This is a genomic window from Dietzia sp. Die43, from assembly GCF_024519835.1.
Classification (GTDB): Bacteria; Actinomycetota; Actinomycetes; order Mycobacteriales; family Mycobacteriaceae; genus Dietzia; species Dietzia kunjamensis.
In genome coordinates this window covers 76,886-94,470 of record NZ_JALJRF010000014.1, presented here as the reverse complement: position 1 = coordinate 94,470, position 17,585 = coordinate 76,886, and the positions used below count along the sequence as shown (strand labels likewise).

The 17,585-nt window shown below is 70.7% G+C and carries 19 protein-coding genes; 11 read left to right on the top strand and 8 right to left on the bottom strand.

Translation table 11 applies throughout. The features are described from left to right. Window positions 1-19: 19 nt before the first annotated feature. Entirely contained in the window at window positions 20-256 is a 237-nt protein-coding gene (locus tag NR111_RS13080) for a Flp family type IVb pilin (RefSeq protein ID WP_256821029.1), read from the bottom strand. Between the two features lie 444 nt (window positions 257-700). On the opposite strand from NR111_RS13080, the gene NR111_RS13075 reads away from it, so the two are divergent. Then, window positions 701-1,423 (top strand): superoxide dismutase family protein, encoded by a 723-nt coding sequence (locus NR111_RS13075; protein ID WP_256821028.1) that lies wholly within the window; start codon window positions 701-703, stop codon window positions 1,421-1,423. Here NR111_RS13075 and NR111_RS13070 read toward each other — a convergent pair whose 3' ends face one another. After that, window positions 1,424-1,996: a peroxidase-related enzyme gene (locus NR111_RS13070; protein ID WP_096906562.1), complete on the bottom strand. Its 573-nt coding sequence runs from the start codon at window positions 1,994-1,996 to the stop codon at window positions 1,424-1,426. Between the two features lie 105 nt (window positions 1,997-2,101). Then, on the bottom strand, window positions 2,102-2,512 hold the full coding sequence (locus NR111_RS13065; protein ID WP_067718824.1) for a PPOX class F420-dependent oxidoreductase: 411 nt from the start codon (window positions 2,510-2,512) through the stop codon (window positions 2,102-2,104). Window positions 2,513-2,661: 149 nt separating this feature from the next. Here NR111_RS13065 and NR111_RS13060 point away from each other — a divergent pair, with 149 nt between their 5' ends. Beyond that, a complete protein-coding gene (locus tag NR111_RS13060) occupies window positions 2,662-4,071 on the top strand; it encodes a rhodanese-like domain-containing protein (RefSeq protein WP_256821027.1) in 1,410 nt (469 codons plus the stop codon). Here the strand turns inward: NR111_RS13060 and NR111_RS13055 are convergent. After that, complete coding sequence (locus tag NR111_RS13055; RefSeq protein WP_256821051.1) at window positions 4,032-5,837, bottom strand: amidohydrolase family protein; 1,806 nt, start codon at window positions 5,835-5,837, stop codon at window positions 4,032-4,034. The two genes, NR111_RS13060 and NR111_RS13055, sit on opposite strands and share 40 nt — an antisense overlap. Before the next feature lie 233 nt (window positions 5,838-6,070). On the opposite strand from NR111_RS13055, the gene NR111_RS13050 reads away from it, so the two are divergent. After that, window positions 6,071-7,444 (top strand): MFS transporter, encoded by a 1,374-nt coding sequence (locus NR111_RS13050; RefSeq protein WP_256821026.1) that lies wholly within the window; start codon window positions 6,071-6,073, stop codon window positions 7,442-7,444. 54 nt (window positions 7,445-7,498) lie between these two features. Beyond that, on the top strand, window positions 7,499-7,945 hold the full coding sequence (locus NR111_RS13045; protein ID WP_256821025.1) for a hypothetical protein: 447 nt from the start codon (window positions 7,499-7,501) through the stop codon (window positions 7,943-7,945). A gap of 1 nt (window position 7,946) precedes the next feature. Here the strand turns inward: NR111_RS13045 and NR111_RS13040 are convergent, their stop codons facing one another. Next, on the bottom strand, window positions 7,947-8,582 hold the full coding sequence (locus tag NR111_RS13040) for a DUF1707 domain-containing protein (protein WP_206475104.1): 636 nt from the start codon (window positions 8,580-8,582) through the stop codon (window positions 7,947-7,949). A gap of 123 nt (window positions 8,583-8,705) precedes the next feature. Here NR111_RS13040 and NR111_RS13035 point away from each other — a divergent pair, with 123 nt between their 5' ends. Both NR111_RS13035 and NR111_RS13030 read left to right on the top strand, forming a co-directional pair. Continuing rightward, window positions 8,706-9,206 (top strand): carboxymuconolactone decarboxylase family protein, encoded by a 501-nt coding sequence (locus NR111_RS13035; RefSeq protein WP_256821024.1) that lies wholly within the window; start codon window positions 8,706-8,708, stop codon window positions 9,204-9,206. Continuing rightward, entirely contained in the window at window positions 9,203-10,111 is a 909-nt protein-coding gene (locus NR111_RS13030) for a sigma-70 family RNA polymerase sigma factor (protein WP_256821023.1), read from the top strand. Before NR111_RS13035 ends, NR111_RS13030 begins: the two co-directional genes overlap by 4 nt. On the opposite strand, the gene NR111_RS13025 is transcribed toward NR111_RS13030, so the two are convergent. Further along, window positions 10,108-10,461 (bottom strand): VOC family protein, encoded by a 354-nt coding sequence (locus tag NR111_RS13025; protein ID WP_256821022.1) that lies wholly within the window; start codon window positions 10,459-10,461, stop codon window positions 10,108-10,110. The two genes, NR111_RS13030 and NR111_RS13025, sit on opposite strands and share 4 nt — an antisense overlap. Window positions 10,462-10,550: 89 nt before the next feature. On the opposite strand from NR111_RS13025, the gene NR111_RS13020 reads away from it, so the two are divergent. After that, window positions 10,551-11,927, top strand: a complete 1,377-nt coding sequence (locus NR111_RS13020) for a TrkH family potassium uptake protein (RefSeq protein ID WP_256821021.1) — start codon at window positions 10,551-10,553, stop codon at window positions 11,925-11,927. Beyond that, window positions 11,920-12,600: a TrkA family potassium uptake protein gene (locus NR111_RS13015; protein ID WP_256821020.1), complete on the top strand. Its 681-nt coding sequence runs from the start codon at window positions 11,920-11,922 to the stop codon at window positions 12,598-12,600. The genes NR111_RS13020 and NR111_RS13015 overlap by 8 nt, the downstream gene beginning before the upstream one ends. 90 nt (window positions 12,601-12,690) lie before the next feature. Here the strand turns inward: NR111_RS13015 and NR111_RS13010 are convergent, their stop codons facing one another. Together NR111_RS13010 and thiM are read right to left on the bottom strand one after the other, a co-directional pair. Further along, entirely contained in the window at window positions 12,691-13,404 is a 714-nt protein-coding gene (locus NR111_RS13010) for a thiamine phosphate synthase (protein WP_256821019.1), read from the bottom strand. Continuing rightward, window positions 13,401-14,258: a hydroxyethylthiazole kinase gene (gene thiM, locus NR111_RS13005; protein ID WP_256821018.1), complete on the bottom strand. Its 858-nt coding sequence runs from the start codon at window positions 14,256-14,258 to the stop codon at window positions 13,401-13,403. The genes NR111_RS13010 and thiM overlap by 4 nt, the downstream gene beginning before the upstream one ends. Before the next feature lie 71 nt (window positions 14,259-14,329). Between thiM and NR111_RS13000 the strand changes: the two genes are divergently transcribed. The 3 genes from NR111_RS13000 to NR111_RS12990 all read left to right on the top strand — a co-directional run bounded on the left by NR111_RS13000 (window position 14,330) and on the right by NR111_RS12990 (window position 17,501). Then, window positions 14,330-15,358: an LLM class flavin-dependent oxidoreductase gene (locus tag NR111_RS13000; RefSeq protein WP_256821017.1), complete on the top strand. Its 1,029-nt coding sequence runs from the start codon at window positions 14,330-14,332 to the stop codon at window positions 15,356-15,358. A gap of 93 nt (window positions 15,359-15,451) precedes the next feature. After that, window positions 15,452-16,654: an acyl-CoA desaturase gene (locus tag NR111_RS12995; RefSeq protein WP_154830144.1), complete on the top strand. Its 1,203-nt coding sequence runs from the start codon at window positions 15,452-15,454 to the stop codon at window positions 16,652-16,654. 22 nt (window positions 16,655-16,676) lie between these two features. Continuing rightward, window positions 16,677-17,501, top strand: coding sequence for a thioesterase family protein (locus NR111_RS12990; protein WP_256821016.1), 825 nt, complete (start codon window positions 16,677-16,679; stop codon window positions 17,499-17,501). Window positions 17,502-17,585 lie beyond the last annotated feature (84 nt).

Sequence of the window (17,585 nt, the reverse complement as noted above, 5' to 3'; positions counted from 1 at the left end):
CGGTCGAGCTTCTTACTAATTAGAGGGGGTCGCCACCCTCGGCGGCTGCGGCACCATCCGGCAGGCGGTCGGCAACGTTGTCGAAGAGGGTTTCGAGGTTGCCGCCGAGGAGGATCACCGCAGCGATGATCGCGACCGCGATCAGGCCGACCATCAGTCCGTACTCCACGGCGGTCGCGCCGCGGTCCTTGCGGTTCTCGAAGCGGTCGTCGAGGAACGCCTGGAAGGTGGCCATGAGGGCATAGACCTGGTTCATGATGAACCCTTTCTTGCGAGGGAATGAGCCGGTGGCTCGAGGGGGAGGGACGCCCCGCGAGGGCCAGAGGAATCTGTGCGGGGACTGAGAAGAGTATGCACCCGCTTCTCAGGTTGTGCAAGCGTTCAGATATGTTCTCGTGATGAACTTCATAGGACGCGCGCATTTGCCGTGCTCGCGGGCCTGCGCCCTGCGAGATATTGACCAGCGCAACGGGTCTCGGGCGCGCTGGTCTGCCCGCTAGGGCTCGGCATCAGGACGTTGGTCCGTTAGTGCGGCTGCGAGGTGAACGACACCTGAGTAAGAAGTGCAAGTGACTTCTTACTTTGTGGTAGGGGCCGCCGGTGAGTGATCTGCCAGCGAAAATGCAGGCCGCAGACGCGGTTGCGCGTCGGGTCTGCCTCGGTACCGTCACCCTCACGACGCCGTCCGAGGAGGTTTGTGATGACCGCACGCACCGTGTCCACCGCCCGCCGCGCCCGGAGGGGTTCGACCTTCGTGGCCCTGTCCGCAACCGCGCTCCTGCTGGCCTCATGCGGCACCGGAGAGGACTCTCCAGCCGCAGGGGGTGACGTCACGCCCCAGGACGGCGCGGGGAACACGTCCGAGACCAGCACCTCCGAGACCACCACAAAGACGTCCGGCCAGAACGCCGGCGGCCAGGCGTTCGCGACCGCCGAGCTGGTGAACCCCGAGGGTGAGCCGCGGGGGACGGCCGAGTTCGCCGAGGCCGACGGTGGCACGCTCGTCACCGTCGAGGCGACCGACCTGGAGCCCGGGTTCCACGGTCTGCACATCCACGGCACGGGCCTGTGCGAGCCCGACAGTGAGAACCCCACCCAGCCGGGCGAGCGGGGCGCGTTCCTCTCCGCCGGCGGCCACCTGGCGGGCCCCGGCGGCGAAGCCGGCCACCCCGAGCACGCCGGGGACCTGCCGACCCTCTACGTGACCGAGGACGGCACGGCCCGGATCGCCACGCTCACCGACCGCCTGGACCGCGACTTGCTCCTGGACGAGGACGGCTCGACCTTGATGGTCCACGAGAACTCCGACAACCTCGCCAACATCCCCGAGCGCTACGCGCCCGAGGGGGCCGACGAGGAGACGCGCAACGCCGGCGACGGCGGGAGCCGCATCGCCTGCGGGGTAGTGACCGAGGAGGGCTGACTACTTCTGCCGCGGCACCCGGCCCATGAGGTAGAACTCCGGGTTCGGGCGCATGTCGGTGGCGTTCGCCAGCCGGTTGCTCAGCCCGAACAGCCCGGTGATCGCGGCGATGTCCCACGCGTCCTCGTCGTCGAGGCCGTGCTCGTGCAGGGCGGCGAAGTCGGCGTCGCCCAGCTCGTCGGAGTGCAGGTTGACCTTGGTCGCGAAGTCGCAGATCGCCCGCTCGCGCGGCGTGAGGTCGGCCTTGCGATAGTTCACCGCCAGCTGGTCGGCGAGCATCGGCGCCTTCTTGACAATCCGCAGGATCGCCCCGTGCGCCACCACGCAGAACAGGCAGCTGTTCTGCCCGGAGATGGTCACCACGATCATCTCCTTGTCCGCCTTGGACAGGTTGCCCTCGCGCTCCATCAGCGCGTCGTGATAGGCGAAGAACGCCCGCGACTCGGCGGGGCGGCGCCCGAACATCAGGAACACCTCGGGCACGAACCCGGCCTTCTCCTGCTCGGCGAGGATCCGCTCGCGCAGGTCATCGGGCAGGTCATTGAGCTCGGCGAGGGGGTAGCGGTCCGACATGGAGGTCTCCGGGGCGTAGACGGGCGAGGGGTCGCCTCAGCGTAGGGCGCGCGCGGGGCCGCCGGACGCGATCGGCGGGCCCGCCCCCGTGCGGGTCACCCGCGCTCAGGACTCGCGGAGCTGACCCCACACGTGGACGTGGTCGATCTCCACCCACGCGTCCACGCGGGCGCGGTCGCGCACCGGGTACGGCTCACCGGTGTAGTGCGTGCTCAGGGCGTCGATGCCGGACAGGTCCGGGTCGTCGGCGATCTCCACGACCCGCCCCTGGATGCTCGCGTGGGTGTACCAGTCCTCGGACGCGATGACGGACAGTGCCACCCGCGGGTCGCGTCGGAGGTGCTGCAGCCGCACTCGGCCGGCGTCGAGGTTGAGGTGGATCCGGTCACCCTCCACGAGTCGATACCAGGTCGGCACGGTGACCGGGGAGCCGTCCTTGCGCAGCGTCGCCATGACGGCCGGGTTGGGTGCGAGCAGGACGGCGCGGGTGTCGTCGTCCAGGTGGGAATCGGTCACGGCGGGGATCCTTCCATCGGCGTTGCGGTTCGCCCCCAGTGTGCGCTGCCCGACCGCGACGGCGCACGAACCGACCGGTAGCCAGATACCCCGCAGGGTTTTACGGTGGATGATGTACGTGTTCCCCCAAGGAAAAAGGACGCAGCACAATGCTTCTCGAACGCATCTATGACTACGACCTGGCCCACGCCAGCTACTTCATCGGCTGCCAGAGCAGCAGCGAGGCGATCGTCGTGGACCCCAGCCGCGACCTGCGGGCCTATTTCGACATGGCCGACCAGCACGGCATGAGCATCGTCAAGGTCACCGAGACCCACATCCACGCCGACTACCTGTCCGGCACCCGCGAACTGGCCGCCGCGACCGGCGCCACCGTCTACCTCTCCGACGAGGGCGGTGACGACTGGCGCTATGGGTTCGAGGGTGAGCGGCTCGGCGACGGCGACACCATCGAGCTCGGCAATGTCCAGCTCAAGGCCGTGCACACCCCCGGCCACACGCCCGAGCACCTGATGTTCCTCGTCACTGACGGTGCGTTCGCCGACGAGCCCGGCTACGCGCTCACCGGCGACTTCGTGTTCTGTGGTGACCTCGGCCGACCGGACCTGCTCGACGAGACCACCGGCGGCAACGCGTCGAACGACGAGGACACCCGCTTCGAGAGCGCCAAGCAGCTGTTCGCCAGCCTGCGCGAGCGCTTCCTCACCCTGCCCGACCACGTCCAGGTGTTCCCGGCCCACGGCGCGGGCTCGGCCTGCGGCAAGTCCCTGGGGGCCTTGCCGTCCAGCTCGGTGGGATACGAGCGGACGTTCGCGTGGTGGCCGAAGTACGTGGAGAACGACGACGAGGAGGGCTTCATCTCCGAACTCCTCGACGGCCAGCCCGACGCGCCGGCGTACTTCGGGCGGATGAAGCGCGAGAACCGGGACGGCCCCTCCGTGCTCGGCAATCCCCTACCAGGGCTGAGGGAGCTGCCCGCCGAGGAGGTGGCCTCCGGCATCGAATCCGGTGACCTCGTCGTCGTCGACCCCCGCCCCGCCGACGACGTCCACGACGGCACCGTCGAACGCGCCATCAACCTCCCCGCCGGCCAGGCGGGCACCTACGCCGGCTGGGCGATCGACCCCGAGAAGGACACCCGCGGCCTGGTGTTCCTCGCCGAGGACGCCGAGGAGGCCGACGAGCTGCGGCGCCACGTCATCCGCGTGGGCGTCGACACCACGCGCGGATACGTCACCTCCACCGACGGACTGCCCACGTTTCGCCCGGAGACCGTGGACCCGAAGGACCTGGAGTCCCACGAGCACGCCATGGTGCTCGACGTCCGCGCCACCTCCGAGTACTCCGACGGCCACGTCCCCGACGCCTCCCAGCTGCACGGCGGCCAGGTGATGTGGGAGCGCGACGAACTGCCCGACTCGGGAAAGATCGTCACCTACTGCCAGTCCGGCACCCGCAGCTCGGTGGTCGCCAGCTCACTGCGCAGCGTCGGCTACGACGTCACCGAGCTCAAGGGCAGCTACTCGGCCTGGGAGGACGCCGGGATGCCCACCGAGTGAGCGGCCGGCCGTGGCGCCGCCACCGGACGCGGTGCCACGGCCTCGCCCGCGGGGAGGAACCGGCCCGCCGCGAACTCCCGGCCGTAACCGTCCGCGAACTCACCGTCCGACCACACCACGTGGCCGCCGATGATGGTCGCCGCGACCGCCCGGTCGTTGCGGTTGACCATCCGGCGGATCCCGCCGAACTCGTCCATGGCCTCCTCGTGGTAGTCGAGGGACTCGCCGTCGAGCCCGGACGGGTCCACCACCACCACGTCCGCTCGCGCGCCCACCTGCAGGCGCCCGGCGTCGAGGCGGTAGAAGTCCGCCAGCTCGCCGGTGAGCTTGTACACGGCCTCCTCGGTGGTGAGGAACGGCGCGCCCTTGAGTTGTGCCTGGTGGACGCGCTCGAGCAGGCGGATGCCGAAGTTGTAGAAAGCCATGTTGCGCAGGTGCGCGCCGGCGTCGGAGAAACCGATCGTCACACCCGGGGTCCGCACGAGCCGGTTGGCGACCTTCTCCCGCGCGTTGGCGATGGTGGTGGTCCAGCGGAAGTCGGTGCCGTACTCGACCACCAGGTCGAGGTAGGCGTCTGCCGGGTGGAGCTTCCGGGCGCGGGCGACGTCGCCGACGGTCTGGCCGACCAGCGACTCGTCGGGGCAGGCGACGATGAGCGCGTCGTCGAAGTCCCGGTGCCACACGCGCGGGCTGAAGCGCTTCTCGAAGTCGCGGCGGAACCAGCGCCGGTAGCTCTCCTGCTCTAGCAGGTCGGTGCGGGCCATCTCGTCGACCAGGTGCAGTGCCTCGCGGCCGGAGCCGAACTCCTCGAACACCACCAGGTCGATCCCGTCGGCCCACACCTTGAATGTCGTGGGCAGGTGCTGCCACACGAACTTGCCTTTACCCAGAGTGTTGGCGGCAAAGGCGATGGGCCGGAAGATGCGGTTGACCCACGGCTCGGCCAGCGTGTCGGCGGCCGCCAGCAGCGAGACACGCAGGGGCTTGCGGAACAGCCCGGTGCTGGTGGCGGCGTAGAAGGCCACGTCGACCTTGGTGTTGAGGTTGGGCACGCCCTGCAGGACGCGGTCACGGCGACGCAGCAGCCGGCTGATCCGCCGGAACTCGCCCCACGAGGCGTGCGTGGAGGGCAGGGTCCGCGAGCGGTAGCGGTCACCGTCCATCTTGTCCCACGGATTGGTCATGGTGGACACGCCGAGGAAGCCCTCGTCGAGAGCGGCGTTGATGCGGCGGTCGATCTTGCGCAACTCGTCGCGGCTGGGGGACTGCGTGGGGTCGGTCGCCCGGCCCAACCCCATCACCGAGGCGCGGACGTCGGAGTGGCCGAGGAACGACGCGACGTTGGGTCCCAGTGGCAGGTCCTCGACCGTGCGCCGCCAGTCCGACGGGCCCGACCAGGTCTTCTTCTGCTCGAGCGCCGCCAGCACCGCGTCGCGGGGCAGGGCCTCGACGCGGCTGAACAGGTCGGCGACGTCGACGGTGCCCGAGTACACGCCCGAGATGGAGCAGTTGCCCACCAGGACGGTGGTCACCCCGTGCCGAACGGATTCGCCCAGGCCCGGGGAGACGACCAGTTCGACGTCGTAGTGGGTGTGGGTGTCCACGAACCCGGGCGTCACCCACCGCCCCTCGGCGTCCACGACCTGCGTGCCCGGCGAGACGGGCAGCGGCGCCGGGCTGATCGCCGCCACGACACCGGCCCTGATCCCGACGTCCGCGCGGATGCCCGGGGCGCCGGTGCCGTCGAAGACCGTGCCCCCGCGGATGACGACGTCGAAGTCCGCCCCGCCCGGGCTGGCGTTCTCGGCGTTCTCAGCGCGATCGGCGCGATCGGCGCGATCGGCGCGATCGGCGCGATCGGCGTTCTCGGTGATGCTCACGAGGAACTCCTCTTGATGTGATGTGGAACACAGCTGCTCCCAGGCTACTCGGACATTCGTCCATGTCCAGCCCGGGTTGGCACCGGGCTGTGTCAGGGATGCCGAGTAGCGTGGCCGCCATGACGACCCGCACGGAGCGCCTGGACGGCCTGCCGTTCACCCGCAAGCACCGCAAGCTGCTGCTCGGCTCGGGCGTGGGCTGGGCACTCGATGCCATGGACGTCGGCCTCATCTCGTTCGTCATGGCGGCATTGGCGGTCCACTGGTCGCTCTCGCCCACCGAGCTGTCCTGGGTCGGGTCCATCGGGTTCGTGGGGATGGCGATCGGCGCCGCCCTCGGCGGACTGCTCGCCGACAAGATCGGTCGACGCCAGGTCTTCGCCGCCACCCTGCTGGTCTACGGCCTCGCCACCGGCGCGGCGGCCCTGTCGACCGGCATCGCCATGCTCATCGTGCTGCGGTTCATCGTCGGCCTGGGCCTGGGTGCCGAGCTGCCGGTGGCGTCCACGCTGGTCAGCGAGTTCGCGCCGCGGCGGATCCGTGGCCGGGTGGTGGTGATCCTCGAGGGGTTCTGGGCCGTCGGCTGGATCATGGCCGCCCTCATCGGCTACTTCGTGGTGCCGGTCGGCGACGACGGGTGGCGGTGGGCCCTGGCCATCGGGATCATCCCGGCCGCGTACGCGCTGGTCGTGCGATTCGGACTGCCCGAATCGGTGCGCTACCTGGAATCGACGGGCCGCGTCGACGAGGCCGAGCGGATCGTCCGCGACTACGAGGCGTCCGCAGGGGTCGAGCCGCCGGCCGCGCCGTCCACGGCCGCACCCGCTCATGCCGGCGCCGACGGGGCCGCGTCCGTCGCCACCGGCGCCGCGCTCGCATCGCCCGCCGAGCCCGCCGAGCCCGCCGAGTCCATCTGGTCCGCGCGCCTGCGTAAGCGCACCGCCGCCCTGTGGATCGTGTGGTTCGGGATCAACTTCTCCTACTACGGCGCCTTCATCTGGCTACCCAGTCTGCTCGTCTCGCAGGGCTTCGATCTGGTGAAGTCGTTCGGCTACACGCTCATCATCACCCTCGCCCAGCTGCCGGGGTACGCGGCGGCGGCATGGCTCATCGAGATCTGGGGTCGGCGGGTCACGCTCGCGGTGTTCCTCACCGGTTCGGCGGTGGCGGCCGGGCTGTTCGGCCTGGCGGACTCCCCGGCCACGATCATCGCCGCCGGCATGGCGCTGTCGTTCTTCAACCTCGGTGCGTGGGGCGCCCTGTACGCGATCGGCCCGGAGCTCTACCCCACCTCGACCCGCGGGTCCGGCACCGGCGCCGCGGCGGCGTTCGGGCGGATCGCCTCCATCATCGCGCCACTGCTCGTGCCGCTCCTGCTCGATCTGGGCGACACCGCGATGGTGTTCGGTGTCTTCGCTGCGGCCTTCGTCGTCGCCGCCCTCGCCGCCTTCACCCTCCCCGAGCGCAAGGGGGTCGCGCTCGAGGACACCTGACCGCGGCCGTCCGGCCCGGATGCGCTGTCGCACCGGGGATGTGACGATAGCGCCGTGACCACTCGCGTGATCGGTGCCCTCGTCGCCGTCCTCGGCCTGCTCGTGGTGCTCGGCGGGATCCTGCTGGGCAGCCTCGGCGTGTCCACGGGCGGCTTCGTGCAGCGAGTGGACTGCGGCACCTACTTCAGCCCCGACTACACCGAGGCCCGCGACAAGGACAACGCCCTCACCTCGCTGAGCTGGAAGGACCTCCTGCGCGGCGAGCGTCCCCAGCCGAGCACGGAGGCCCAGGAGGCGTGCGACGCCGAGCTCGCCCAGCGCCGTGTCCCCGTCCTCGCCTCGCTGGGGATCGGGACGATCATCGTGGCCGTGGGGCTGGGCATGGCACTGTTCCCCGTGGTGGCCGCGGCCCTGGCCAGGCGCGAGGAGCCCGGAGTCACCCACGAGCAGAACGGCGGCGCCCGTGAGCGGGACACCGACCGTGGGGACGGGGTCGGGTAGCTCAGGCGCGGTTCTCCCGACCGTCACCCAGCTCGCGGATCCGCTCGTTCGCCGCGCGCAGTCGGTCCTCACGGGCCTTCTTGTCGGCCTTCTTGAGCTTCTCGTACGTTTCCTCCTCGGAATCCGTGTATCGCAGGATCAGGCGCGGGATCCCCAGGGTGAGCGCCAGCGACGGCCACACGATCCACGCGTACTGCCAGTCCACGATGATCTGCAGCACGAGGAACGTGACCAACGTCAGCCCCAGCACGACGCCGTCCAGCGACTCGACGAGCGAGCCGCGCTTGCGCAGGTCCTCCAGGTCGGCGTCGGTGCCACGACCGGCGGGCGTCACCGCGACGGCGGGGGACGACGACAACGACGACGACGGCGACGACGACGAGGAGACCTCCAGTTCCCCACCGGAGGCAGCGGCCGAGTGCACGATCATGCCGTCCACCGAGGTCAGCGGCGTCCCCCCGGGCAGGTCGGCGAAGGAGCCGCGCAGCTGGCCGAGGGTGCGGGACGCGGCCACATCGCCGGAGCGGGCGTGGAACTCGGCGTCGTCGAGTCGGCCGGACGCGTAGTGGTCGCCGAGCGCCATGAGGGCGTGCAACCGCTCGGCGTCGGAGAGGAGCAGGTCGTCCGGGTCGGTCATGGGCTCAACGCTAGGACGGCCCGGCCCCCGACGCCATAGGGGACCGCCCTGATCCGCGTCGTGGGGCGGGGAGAAAGCGGGGTGACCGTGTCACATCCGGTGGTGCTCGTGCGTCGAAGAGACATGAACACTCCACGACACAGCACCGACCCGCGCAAACAGGTCAGCGCGGGCGCGATGGCGCCCATGCTGGCACTCGAGGCCTACTCCCGGGCGCGGGTCTCCCGGGAGGACAGTCACCTCATCCGGCTCCGCGTCTCCGCCGTGAACGGCTGCCGCTACTGCCTGGCCATGCATCGACGAGACGCACGCAGGGACGGCTGGAGCCAGGCCCGGATCGCGGTCACCGAGAACTGGCCCGCCCACGCCGGGGAGTTGTCCGCGGGCGAGCGGGCGGTGCTCGCGTTCGCGGACGCCGTCACCCACATCGACGGCGAGGACTCCGTGCCCGACGAGCTGTGGGACGAGGTGGTCCGCCACCGGGGCGAAGGTGGGGCTGGACAGCTGGTCATGGAGATCGTCACGATCAACGCATGGAACCGGATAGCGATCGCCACCCGCAAGGACCCGGCGACGCTGCGCGGTCTCGTCCCGAGCGACCTGGAACCGGCGACCCGGCAATGACCGTGGCCCCGCCCGCGACCCCCGCGGCCGGCCCCGCGCTGCCGGACCGTGCCGCGCTGGAGCGGGTGCGGGGCCGCCTGCTCGGGGTGGGCTACCGCATCACCGGGACCTGGGCCGACGCCGAGGACGCCGCCGACGAGGCGCTGGCGCGGTGGGTGGCGCTCGATCCGTCGTCCGCGCCCAGGAACGTCGACGCGTGGCTGACCACCGTGGCGACGCGGCTGTGTCTGGACCGGCTGCGCAGGCGCAAGCGGGAGGATTACGTGGGCGAGTGGCTGCCCGAGCCCGTCGACACCGCCCTGCTACCGGCGGACCGGACCGAGCGCCGCGACGACCTGCGGATCGCCGTGCTGCTGGCCTACGAACAGCTGGGCCCGGACGAGCGCGCGGCGTTCGTCCTTCGTGAGGCGTACGACCTGCCCTACGCCGAGATCGCCGACACCCTGGGCGCGGCCGTGGCCACCGTCCGCCAGTGGGTGAGCCGGGCCCGGCACCGCCTGTCGTCCGACCTGCGTCCACCCGAACCCGCCTCGGACGCGGTGATCTCGACACTGGTGGAGGCCGTCCTGGCCGGCGATCTCCCGCAGACGATCGCCGCCCTCACCGCGGATGCCCGCGTGATCTCGGACGGCGGAGGCAAGGTCAACGCCGCCCGGCGGGACATCGTGGGGGCCCGCAAGTGCGCCTACTTCCTCATCAAGGCCACGGAGCTCTCGGGCGGGATGATCGCGCCCGTCGAGGTCAACGGCGAATTCGCGCTGGCGATCCTCGCCCGCGGTGTCCTGCGGGTGGCGCAGGTCGGCGTGGTCGACGGCCGGATCTCACGCCTCTACTTCCACAGCAACCCGGACAAGCTCACCCGGCTCGCACTACCCGCGGGGTTCGCGTCGGCCGGACGGTTCTAGGCTGGCGCCGGCACCCACATCGCCATCTCGCTCCCGCCGGGCTCGCGGAAATGGAAGCGACGGCCACCGGGGAAGTCGAACGGCCCGAACGTCACCATGCCACCGGCGGCCTCGACCTGCTCGCGGGCCTCGTTGAGGTCCGGCACGCGGATCACCATGAGCGGGGCGGGGGACTGCTCGTCGTCGTCCCCCTGCACGCCCACGTCGATGCCCCCGCCGGCCAAGCAAGCGTACGACCCCCCGTACACGGTGGGCTCCCACCCGCAGACCGTCGCGAGGAACTCGCTCGTGGCCGACATCGAGGTGCTGGGGAACTCGACCAGCGTGATTTCGAGAGGGATCCGTGGCATACCGCCGACGTTACGAGTGTTGACGCCGTTCAGTAACGACTTCGCGCACCAACTGGGGCCGACGCGGCGGCCGGGATTACCCTCGCGGCATGGTCTCGACGATTCCGGGGGTCGTGTCCTCGGGCGCGCAGGCAGCCCGGGCGTTCACCTACAGTTCCCCGGCCCGCTCGGCGCTCCTGGCGTTCGCCGCGGCGATCGCGGTCTTCACGGTGCTGCTGATGATGCCCTGGGCCACCTCCTCGGGAGAGCACGCGCACCTGCACGACGCGGTGTTCACCGCCACCTCCGCCGTGTCGGTGACCGGCCTGACCACCGTTGACACCGCGACCCACTGGTCCACGGCCGGGCAGGTGGTGATCCTGGCGGGCATCCAGGTCGGTGGCCTGGGGATCGTCACGATCTCCTCCCTGTTGGCACTCTCGGTGACCCGGCAGTTCGGGGTGCGTACCCGGCTGCTCGCCCAGACGGGCGTGTCGGCGGGTGGACTGGGCGAGGTCCGATCGCTGATCAAGACCATCGTCGTCTCGTCCGCCCTGGTGGAGCTCGTCATCGCGCTCATCCTCGCGCCCCGGTTCATCGCCCATCAGGGCACGTTCGGGGACGGGCTGTGGCGCGCGGTGTTCTACGCGGTGTCGGCGTTCAACAACGCCGGGTTCGTCCTCCACCCCGACGGCCTGGCCTCGGTGGCCGACGACCCGGTCGTGTTCTGGGCACTGATCTGCGCCGTGTTCCTGGGCAGTCTGGGCTTCCCCGTCCTGTTGGTGCTGTGGAAGCACCAGTGGCACCTGGGACGCTGGAACCTCCACACGCGTCTCACGGTCGAGGTCAGCGTGCTGCTCATGCTCGTCGGTGCCCTCGGGTTCGCCGCGCTCGAGTGGGGCAACGGGGCCACCCTCGGTGGCGAGGGCGTGGTCGACAAACTGCAGCACTCGGTGTTCGCCTCGGTGATGATGCGCTCCGGGGGTTTCGCCATCATCGACCCCGTCGACACGACGGCGTCGACCATGCTCATCACCGACGCCCTGATGTTCGTGGGGGGCGGTTCGGTCTCGACCGCCGGCGGCGTCAAGGTCACCACCCTGGCCGTCATCTTCCTGGCCTTCCTCGCCGAGGCCCGGGGCCGGGAGGACGCCACGGCACACGGGCGCGCGCTGCCCACCTCGTCGATCCGGGTCGCGGTGTCCGTGGCCGGGATGGGGCTCACGCTGGTCGCCGGATCCGCCCTGGCCCTGATGATCCTCACCGGTGAGGATCTCGGACGCCCCCTGTTCGAGTCCATCTCCGCCTTCGCCACCTGCGGGTTGAGTTCAGGTCTCAGCGCCGAACTCGAGCCGGCGGGGGTGTACCTTCTGTCCGGGCTGATGTTCGCCGGACGAGTCGGCATCATCACCTTCGCCACCGCGCTGACCATGCGAGCAAAGCGGACCAGGTATCGCCTACCCACAGAGAGGCCGATCATTGGCTGATCGCACCCGTCGCCAGTCCCCAGTCCTCATCATCGGCCTGGGCCGGTTCGGCGTCTCCCTCGCCACCCAACTCGTCGGCCAGGGCCGGGAGGTCCTCGCGGTCGAACGCGACCACGGACTCGTCCAGAGGTACGCCGACTCCCTGACCCACGTGGTGGAGGCCGACGCCACCGACCTCGAGGCGCTCCAACAGCTCGGGGCCCAGGACTTCTCCACCGCCGTCGTCGGCGTGGGCACCTCGATCGAGTCGTCCGTGCTGGTCGCGGTGAACCTCGTCGACCTGGGGATCGACCAGGTCTGGGCCAAGGCGATCAACCAGGCCCACGGCAAGATCCTCACCCGCATCGGATGCGACCACGTGGTGTTCCCCGAGCACGACGCCGGCGTCCGCGTGGCCCACCTGGTGGCCAACCAGATGATGGATTTCATCGAGTTCGACGAGGACTTCGCCATCGTCAAGATGCGGCCACCGCGGGACGTCATCGGCAAGTCGATCGACTACTGCCACCCGCGCAAGCGTCACAAGGTCAACATCGTCGGCATCAAGGGCCCGGGCAGCCCGTTCCAGTACGCCCAACCGGAGACCATCATCGGCGCGGACGACGTCATCATCGTGTCCGGCCACGTCCGCGACCTGGAGCGGTTCGCCGACTTCTCCGAGCGCAAGAGATAATGAGCGCCGCGCGCCCCGGGAGGCCGGGTCGGACCTGAGCCCCGGGCCCGCATCCTGCATCCGTGCCCGGCCCCTGCACCCGTGCCCGGATCAGCGGCGGGCGGCGTCCCAGCGGGCGAGCAGGTCGGCGGCCGCGGCCCGCGGGTCCGCGGCGGCCATGATCGACGAGACCACGCAGACCCCGTCCAGCTCGGTCGCGGCCAACCGCGCGACGGTCAGGGGCGTGACCCCGCCGATCCCCACCGCGCGGATGCCCGCGTCGGCATCGCCGGGGACGCCCCCGGGTCGGCGGTAGGAGTGCGCGGCCCGGGCCAACCGGTCCGCACCCTCGGGACCGAGCGCCTCGGCGGTGTCGGTCTTGGTGGCCGTCGACCACACCGGGCTCACCCCGATCACGTCCGGCGCCGGTCCCGGCCCCGTCGTCGCCGCCGCCAACTGCGCGTCCGACTCGATCGACAACCCCAGCATCAGCCCGTCCGGCAGCGCCGCGCGGGCCGCCGCGAACGGCACGTCCCGCTGGCCGATGTGCAGGTGCAGTCCCAGCTCCCGCGCGACGTCGAGACGATCGTTGACGAACACCGGCACGTCACGGCCCGTCTCGGCGCACGCCCGCGCGACGGACTCCGCGACGGCGGCGGCGTGCGTGGCGAACTCGTCGTCGTCGCACTCCTTGTCCCGCACCTGGACCACACCCACCCCGCCCAGCACCGCCTCGTGGGCGATCCCCGGCACCGCGTCGCGCCCGCCGCCCAGGTGGGGATCGGTCACCAGGTAGAGGCGCCAGTCGACGCCGGCGCCGCTCACGCCTCCGACACCGTGACCAGGCCCGCGATCTCCTCCGGGGTCAGCGTGTACAGGGCGTCGAGCCACGCCACGGCGAAGCTGCCCGGACCCGCCGCGGTGCGTCCGGCGACCGTCCCCGCGGCGCCGGCGTGGGCGTGAGCGGCGACCACCGCGTCGTGGTCCGCGATCCCGGCCGACCGCGCCGCCCCGAGATAGGCCGCCGTGAGCGCCCCGAGGGCGCAGCCGGTGCCGATGACCTTCTGCAGCAGCGGGTGACCCGACTCGACCCACGTGGTGCGGGTGGGAGGCGCGGCCTCGCCGAGGTGGCCGGGGCGCTGGGTGACGACGAGGTCCCGCGGCCCCGTCACGGCGACCACGGCCCCCGACCGGGCCGAGAGGTCCCGGGCAGCGGACTCGGCGGCGAGGACATCCTCCGTGGAATCCACGCCCCGGCCGCCCGCCCCCGTGCCGGCGAGCGCGATGGTCTCCGACGCGTTCGCCCGGATCGCGGCGGGCCCGGCCTCCAGCCAGTCGGTGGCCAGCCCCGTCCGCAGGACCAGACCGCCGACCGCCACCGGGTCCAGCACCCACGGGGTGCCGGCGGCGCGGGCGGAGGCGATCGCGGCGTGCATGCCCTCGACCTGCTCGGCCGTCGGGTTGCCCACGTTGATGAGCACGCCGGAGGCGATGGCGGCGAAGTCGGAGGCCTCGTCGGGGTGGTCGACCATCGCGGGCGCCGCCCCGGCGGCGAGCAGCACGTCCGCGGTGATCTGCCGGACCACCGAGTTGGTCAGGCAGTGCACGAGCGGGCCGGTCTCGCGCATGACGGTCACGAGGCGGGCGAGGTCGGCGGCGCGGTCAGCAGCGGGGGACATGCCCCCCAGTCTGCCGCCCCCGCCCCGCCGCCAACAGGAATAGCGTGCCGGGGGCCCGGGTTGCACGGGGCATGACCTCCCCCGAGACCAGCTCCCCCCAGTCCGGTACTGCCCTGCCCCTGTCCGTCATCGACTTCGCGACCGTCCGCCCCGGCCAGAGCATCGGGGAGGGACTGCAGGATTCGGTGGCGCTGGCGCAGAAGGCGGAGGAACTGGGCTACGAGCGGGTCTGGTACTCCGAGCACCACAACATGCCGTCCATCGCCTCCTCCGCGCCGGCGGTACTCATGGCGCACATCGCCTCGCAGACCGAGCGGATCCGGCTCGGCTCCGGCGGCGTGATGCTGCCCAACCACTCGCCGATCGTGATCGCCGAGCAGTTCGGCACCCTCGCCGAGCTGCACCCCGGACGCATCGACCTCGGCCTGGGGCGCGCCCCCGGCACCGACCCGCAGACCCTGCGTGCGCTGCGCCGCGAGCCGTCGGCGGCCGAGAACTTCCCCGACGACGTCCGCGAGCTGCAGGCGTTCCTCGGCGACTCGCCCTCCGACTTCGCCCGCACGCGCGGGATCGCCGCCATTCCCGGGCGGGGCACCAAGGTGCCGCTGTACATCCTGGGCTCGTCCCTGTTCGGCGCGCAGCTCGCCGCCGCCTACGGGCTGCCGTACGCGTTCGCCTCGCACTTCGCGCCCGACGCCCTCGAGCAGGCCTCGCAGGTCTACCGCGAGCGCTTCCAGCCCAGCGAGCAGCTGGCCGAGCCGTACATGATCGCCGCCGTCAACGTGGTGGCCGACGACGACACCGAGCGAGCCGAACTCGAACTGCACTGGTACCGCCGCCAGCGGGTCAAGCTCATGGCCGGCCGCGGGCGCGAGTTCTCCGACGAGGAACTCGACATGATTATGGAGTCCGCCGGCGGTCGCCAGATTCTGCACATGATCCACTACACGGCGGTCGGCGACGGGCCGGCGGTGCGCGAGTACCTCACCGACTTCGCGCGCACCGCGGGGGCCGACGAACTGATGATCGCGCCGGTGGGATCGACGGTCGAGCGGATCCACGGCTCCCTGGAAGTGTTGCGCCGCGCCTGGAGTGACTGACGCCGGTCGGATCGGGTGCCCTTGATCACGAAAGCAGGGCGGCCGGACCCGCAGCCGTAGCCGCGGGCACCCGAACCGGCCTATCCTGAACTCATGGCGATCTCCGATGTCGGCGAATACGCCCACCTCAGCTCCGATCAGATAGAGGAGCTCGGGCGGGAGCTCGACGCTGTCCGCGCCGAGGTCATCGCTTCCCGGGGGGAGCGCGACTACCGCTACATCCACAGCATCATCAAACTCCAGCGAGGCCTGGAGTTCGGTGCCCGCGCGCTGCTGTACTTCGGCGCCCGCAACCGCACTGTCTGGGCGCTCGGGACCGGCACCCTCGCCGTGGCCAAGATCCTCGAGAACATGGAACTCGGCCATAACATCATGCACGGCCAGTGGGACTGGATGAACGATCCGGAGATCCACTCGACCAACTGGGAATGGGACCTCGTCGGCAGCTCCGCCGACTGGAAGCACACCCACAACTACCTGCATCACAAGTACACCAACATCGTCGGTGTGGACGACGACGTGGGATTCGGCGTCCTGCGCGTGACCCGGGACATCCCCTGGGAGCCCCGGTTCGCCGGGAACGTCCTCGTCAACGCGGTCCTCATGCTCGGCTTCGAGTGGGGGATCGGCCTCCAGGCAGTCGACACGGCCGACGCGTTCGACCGCGACGCGTCCCCGGCCGACCGCCGCCGCGCCCGCGCCTTCCTGCGCAAGGCCGGCCAGCAGATCCTCAAGGACTACATCCTCTTCCCGGTGCTCGCCGGACCGAGCGGCCGCCAGGCCCTCACCGCCACGATCACGGCCAACATCATCCGCAACATCTGGACCAACGCCGTGATCTTCTGCGGGCACTTCCCCGACGGTGCCGAGAAGTTCACCATGGACGACATCGAGAACGAGACGCAGGCGGAGTGGTACCTGCGGCAGATGCTCGGCAGTGCCAATCTCGACGGCGGCCCGGCGATGAACCTCATGTCCGGCAACCTGTCGTTCCAGATCGAGCACCACATGTTCCCGGACCTGCCGTCCAACCGGTACTCGGAGATCTCGCTCAAGGTACGCGAACTGTGCGAGCGATACGACCTGCCGTACGTCAGCGGGCCGCTGTGGAAGCAGTACCTGCAGTCGTGGCGAACCATCGCGCGGTTGTCACTGCCGGACCGTTTTCTCCGCCGCACCGCCGACAACGCCCCGGAGACCCGCAGCGAGAAGATGTTCGCCCTCGGGCCGCGCATGCCCGGTCTGGCCACCGCGCTGGCCGGGGTCCGGAAGGGACGCGCCCACCAGAGCCGCTGACCCCCGGTGACAGAATGACCGCATGTCGCTGACGAGCATGTTGGAGGCCGCCGCGCGCGGCGGGACCGTCGAGGTCGAGCAGGGTTGGACGCAGGGCAGGGCGATCTTCGGGGGCCTGACCGGCGCACTGCTGCTGGCCGCCATGAAGGGGTGCCTGCGCAATCGGGACACCGGAGACGGCTCGGCCCCCGTCGTCCACCCACTGCGGTCGATCACCGTGTCGTTCATCGGCCCCGCGACGACCGGCCCCGTCGAGGTCGACGCCGAGATCCTGCGCGTGGGCTCCAACGTCGTCCAGTGCCAGGCGACCGTTCGGCAGGAGGGCGCGATCGTCGCGACCGCGCTGGCCGCGTTCGGCAAGCACCGGCAGTCGTCGATCTCGGTCGCGCCCGCCCATCCGATGCCGGCGCTGGGCGATCCGACGGCGATCGAGGCGTTCCCCTACATCGAGAAGCTGACGCCGGAGTTCTACCGGTTCGTCGAGCTGCGGCAGGTCGGCGGCCAGTTGCCGTTCTCCGGTTCCGAGACGGCCGACCTGTCCGGGTGGGCGTCGCTGCGCGAGACTCCGGAGCGGTTCGAGGAGGAGCACCTGGTGGTGTTGGCCGACGCGTGGCCGCCGGCTCCCATCCAGATGCTCGACGGGTTCGCGCCCGGCAGCAGCCTGACGTGGACGCTGGAGCTGATCGCGGAGGTGGGCCCGGAGGCGTTCCCGGCCGACTCTATGCTCGGATACGCCGCCGCCACCGATACCGCCCGCGACGGCTACGCGCACACCCACGCGATGCTGTGGCGGCCGGACGGCGAGCTGGTGGCGATCAGCCGGCAGACCATCACAGTCTTCGGCTGACCGGCGCCCCAACGCCAAATCCGCTACTCGAAATCCGGATCGGCTAGTCCGATTGGAGTAGCCGATCCGGATTTCGAGTAGCGG

Excerpts from the sequence above, each read along its gene's own strand:
- NR111_RS13080 (WP_256821029.1), bottom strand. The coding sequence starts at position 256 with ATGAACCAGGTCTATGCCCTCATGGCCACCTTCCAGGCGTTCCTCGAC.
- NR111_RS13075 (WP_256821028.1), top strand. The coding sequence starts at position 701 with ATGACCGCACGCACCGTGTCCACCGCCCGCCGCGCCCGGAGGGGTTCG.
- NR111_RS13070 (WP_096906562.1), bottom strand. The coding sequence starts at position 1,996 with ATGTCGGACCGCTACCCCCTCGCCGAGCTCAATGACCTGCCCGATGAC.
- NR111_RS13060 (WP_256821027.1), top strand. The coding sequence starts at position 2,662 with ATGCTTCTCGAACGCATCTATGACTACGACCTGGCCCACGCCAGCTAC.
- NR111_RS13050 (WP_256821026.1), top strand. The coding sequence starts at position 6,071 with ATGACGACCCGCACGGAGCGCCTGGACGGCCTGCCGTTCACCCGCAAG.
- NR111_RS13040 (WP_206475104.1), bottom strand. The coding sequence starts at position 8,582 with ATGACCGACCCGGACGACCTGCTCCTCTCCGACGCCGAGCGGTTGCAC.
- NR111_RS13035 (WP_256821024.1), top strand. The coding sequence starts at position 8,706 with ATGAACACTCCACGACACAGCACCGACCCGCGCAAACAGGTCAGCGCG.
- NR111_RS13030 (WP_256821023.1), top strand. The coding sequence starts at position 9,203 with ATGACCGTGGCCCCGCCCGCGACCCCCGCGGCCGGCCCCGCGCTGCCG.
- NR111_RS13025 (WP_256821022.1), bottom strand. The coding sequence starts at position 10,461 with ATGCCACGGATCCCTCTCGAAATCACGCTGGTCGAGTTCCCCAGCACC.
- NR111_RS13020 (WP_256821021.1), top strand. The coding sequence starts at position 10,551 with ATGGTCTCGACGATTCCGGGGGTCGTGTCCTCGGGCGCGCAGGCAGCC.
- thiM (WP_256821018.1), bottom strand. The coding sequence starts at position 14,258 with ATGTCCCCCGCTGCTGACCGCGCCGCCGACCTCGCCCGCCTCGTGACC.
- NR111_RS13000 (WP_256821017.1), top strand. The coding sequence starts at position 14,330 with ATGACCTCCCCCGAGACCAGCTCCCCCCAGTCCGGTACTGCCCTGCCC.
- NR111_RS12995 (WP_154830144.1), top strand. The coding sequence starts at position 15,452 with ATGGCGATCTCCGATGTCGGCGAATACGCCCACCTCAGCTCCGATCAG.
- NR111_RS12990 (WP_256821016.1), top strand. The coding sequence starts at position 16,677 with ATGTCGCTGACGAGCATGTTGGAGGCCGCCGCGCGCGGCGGGACCGTC.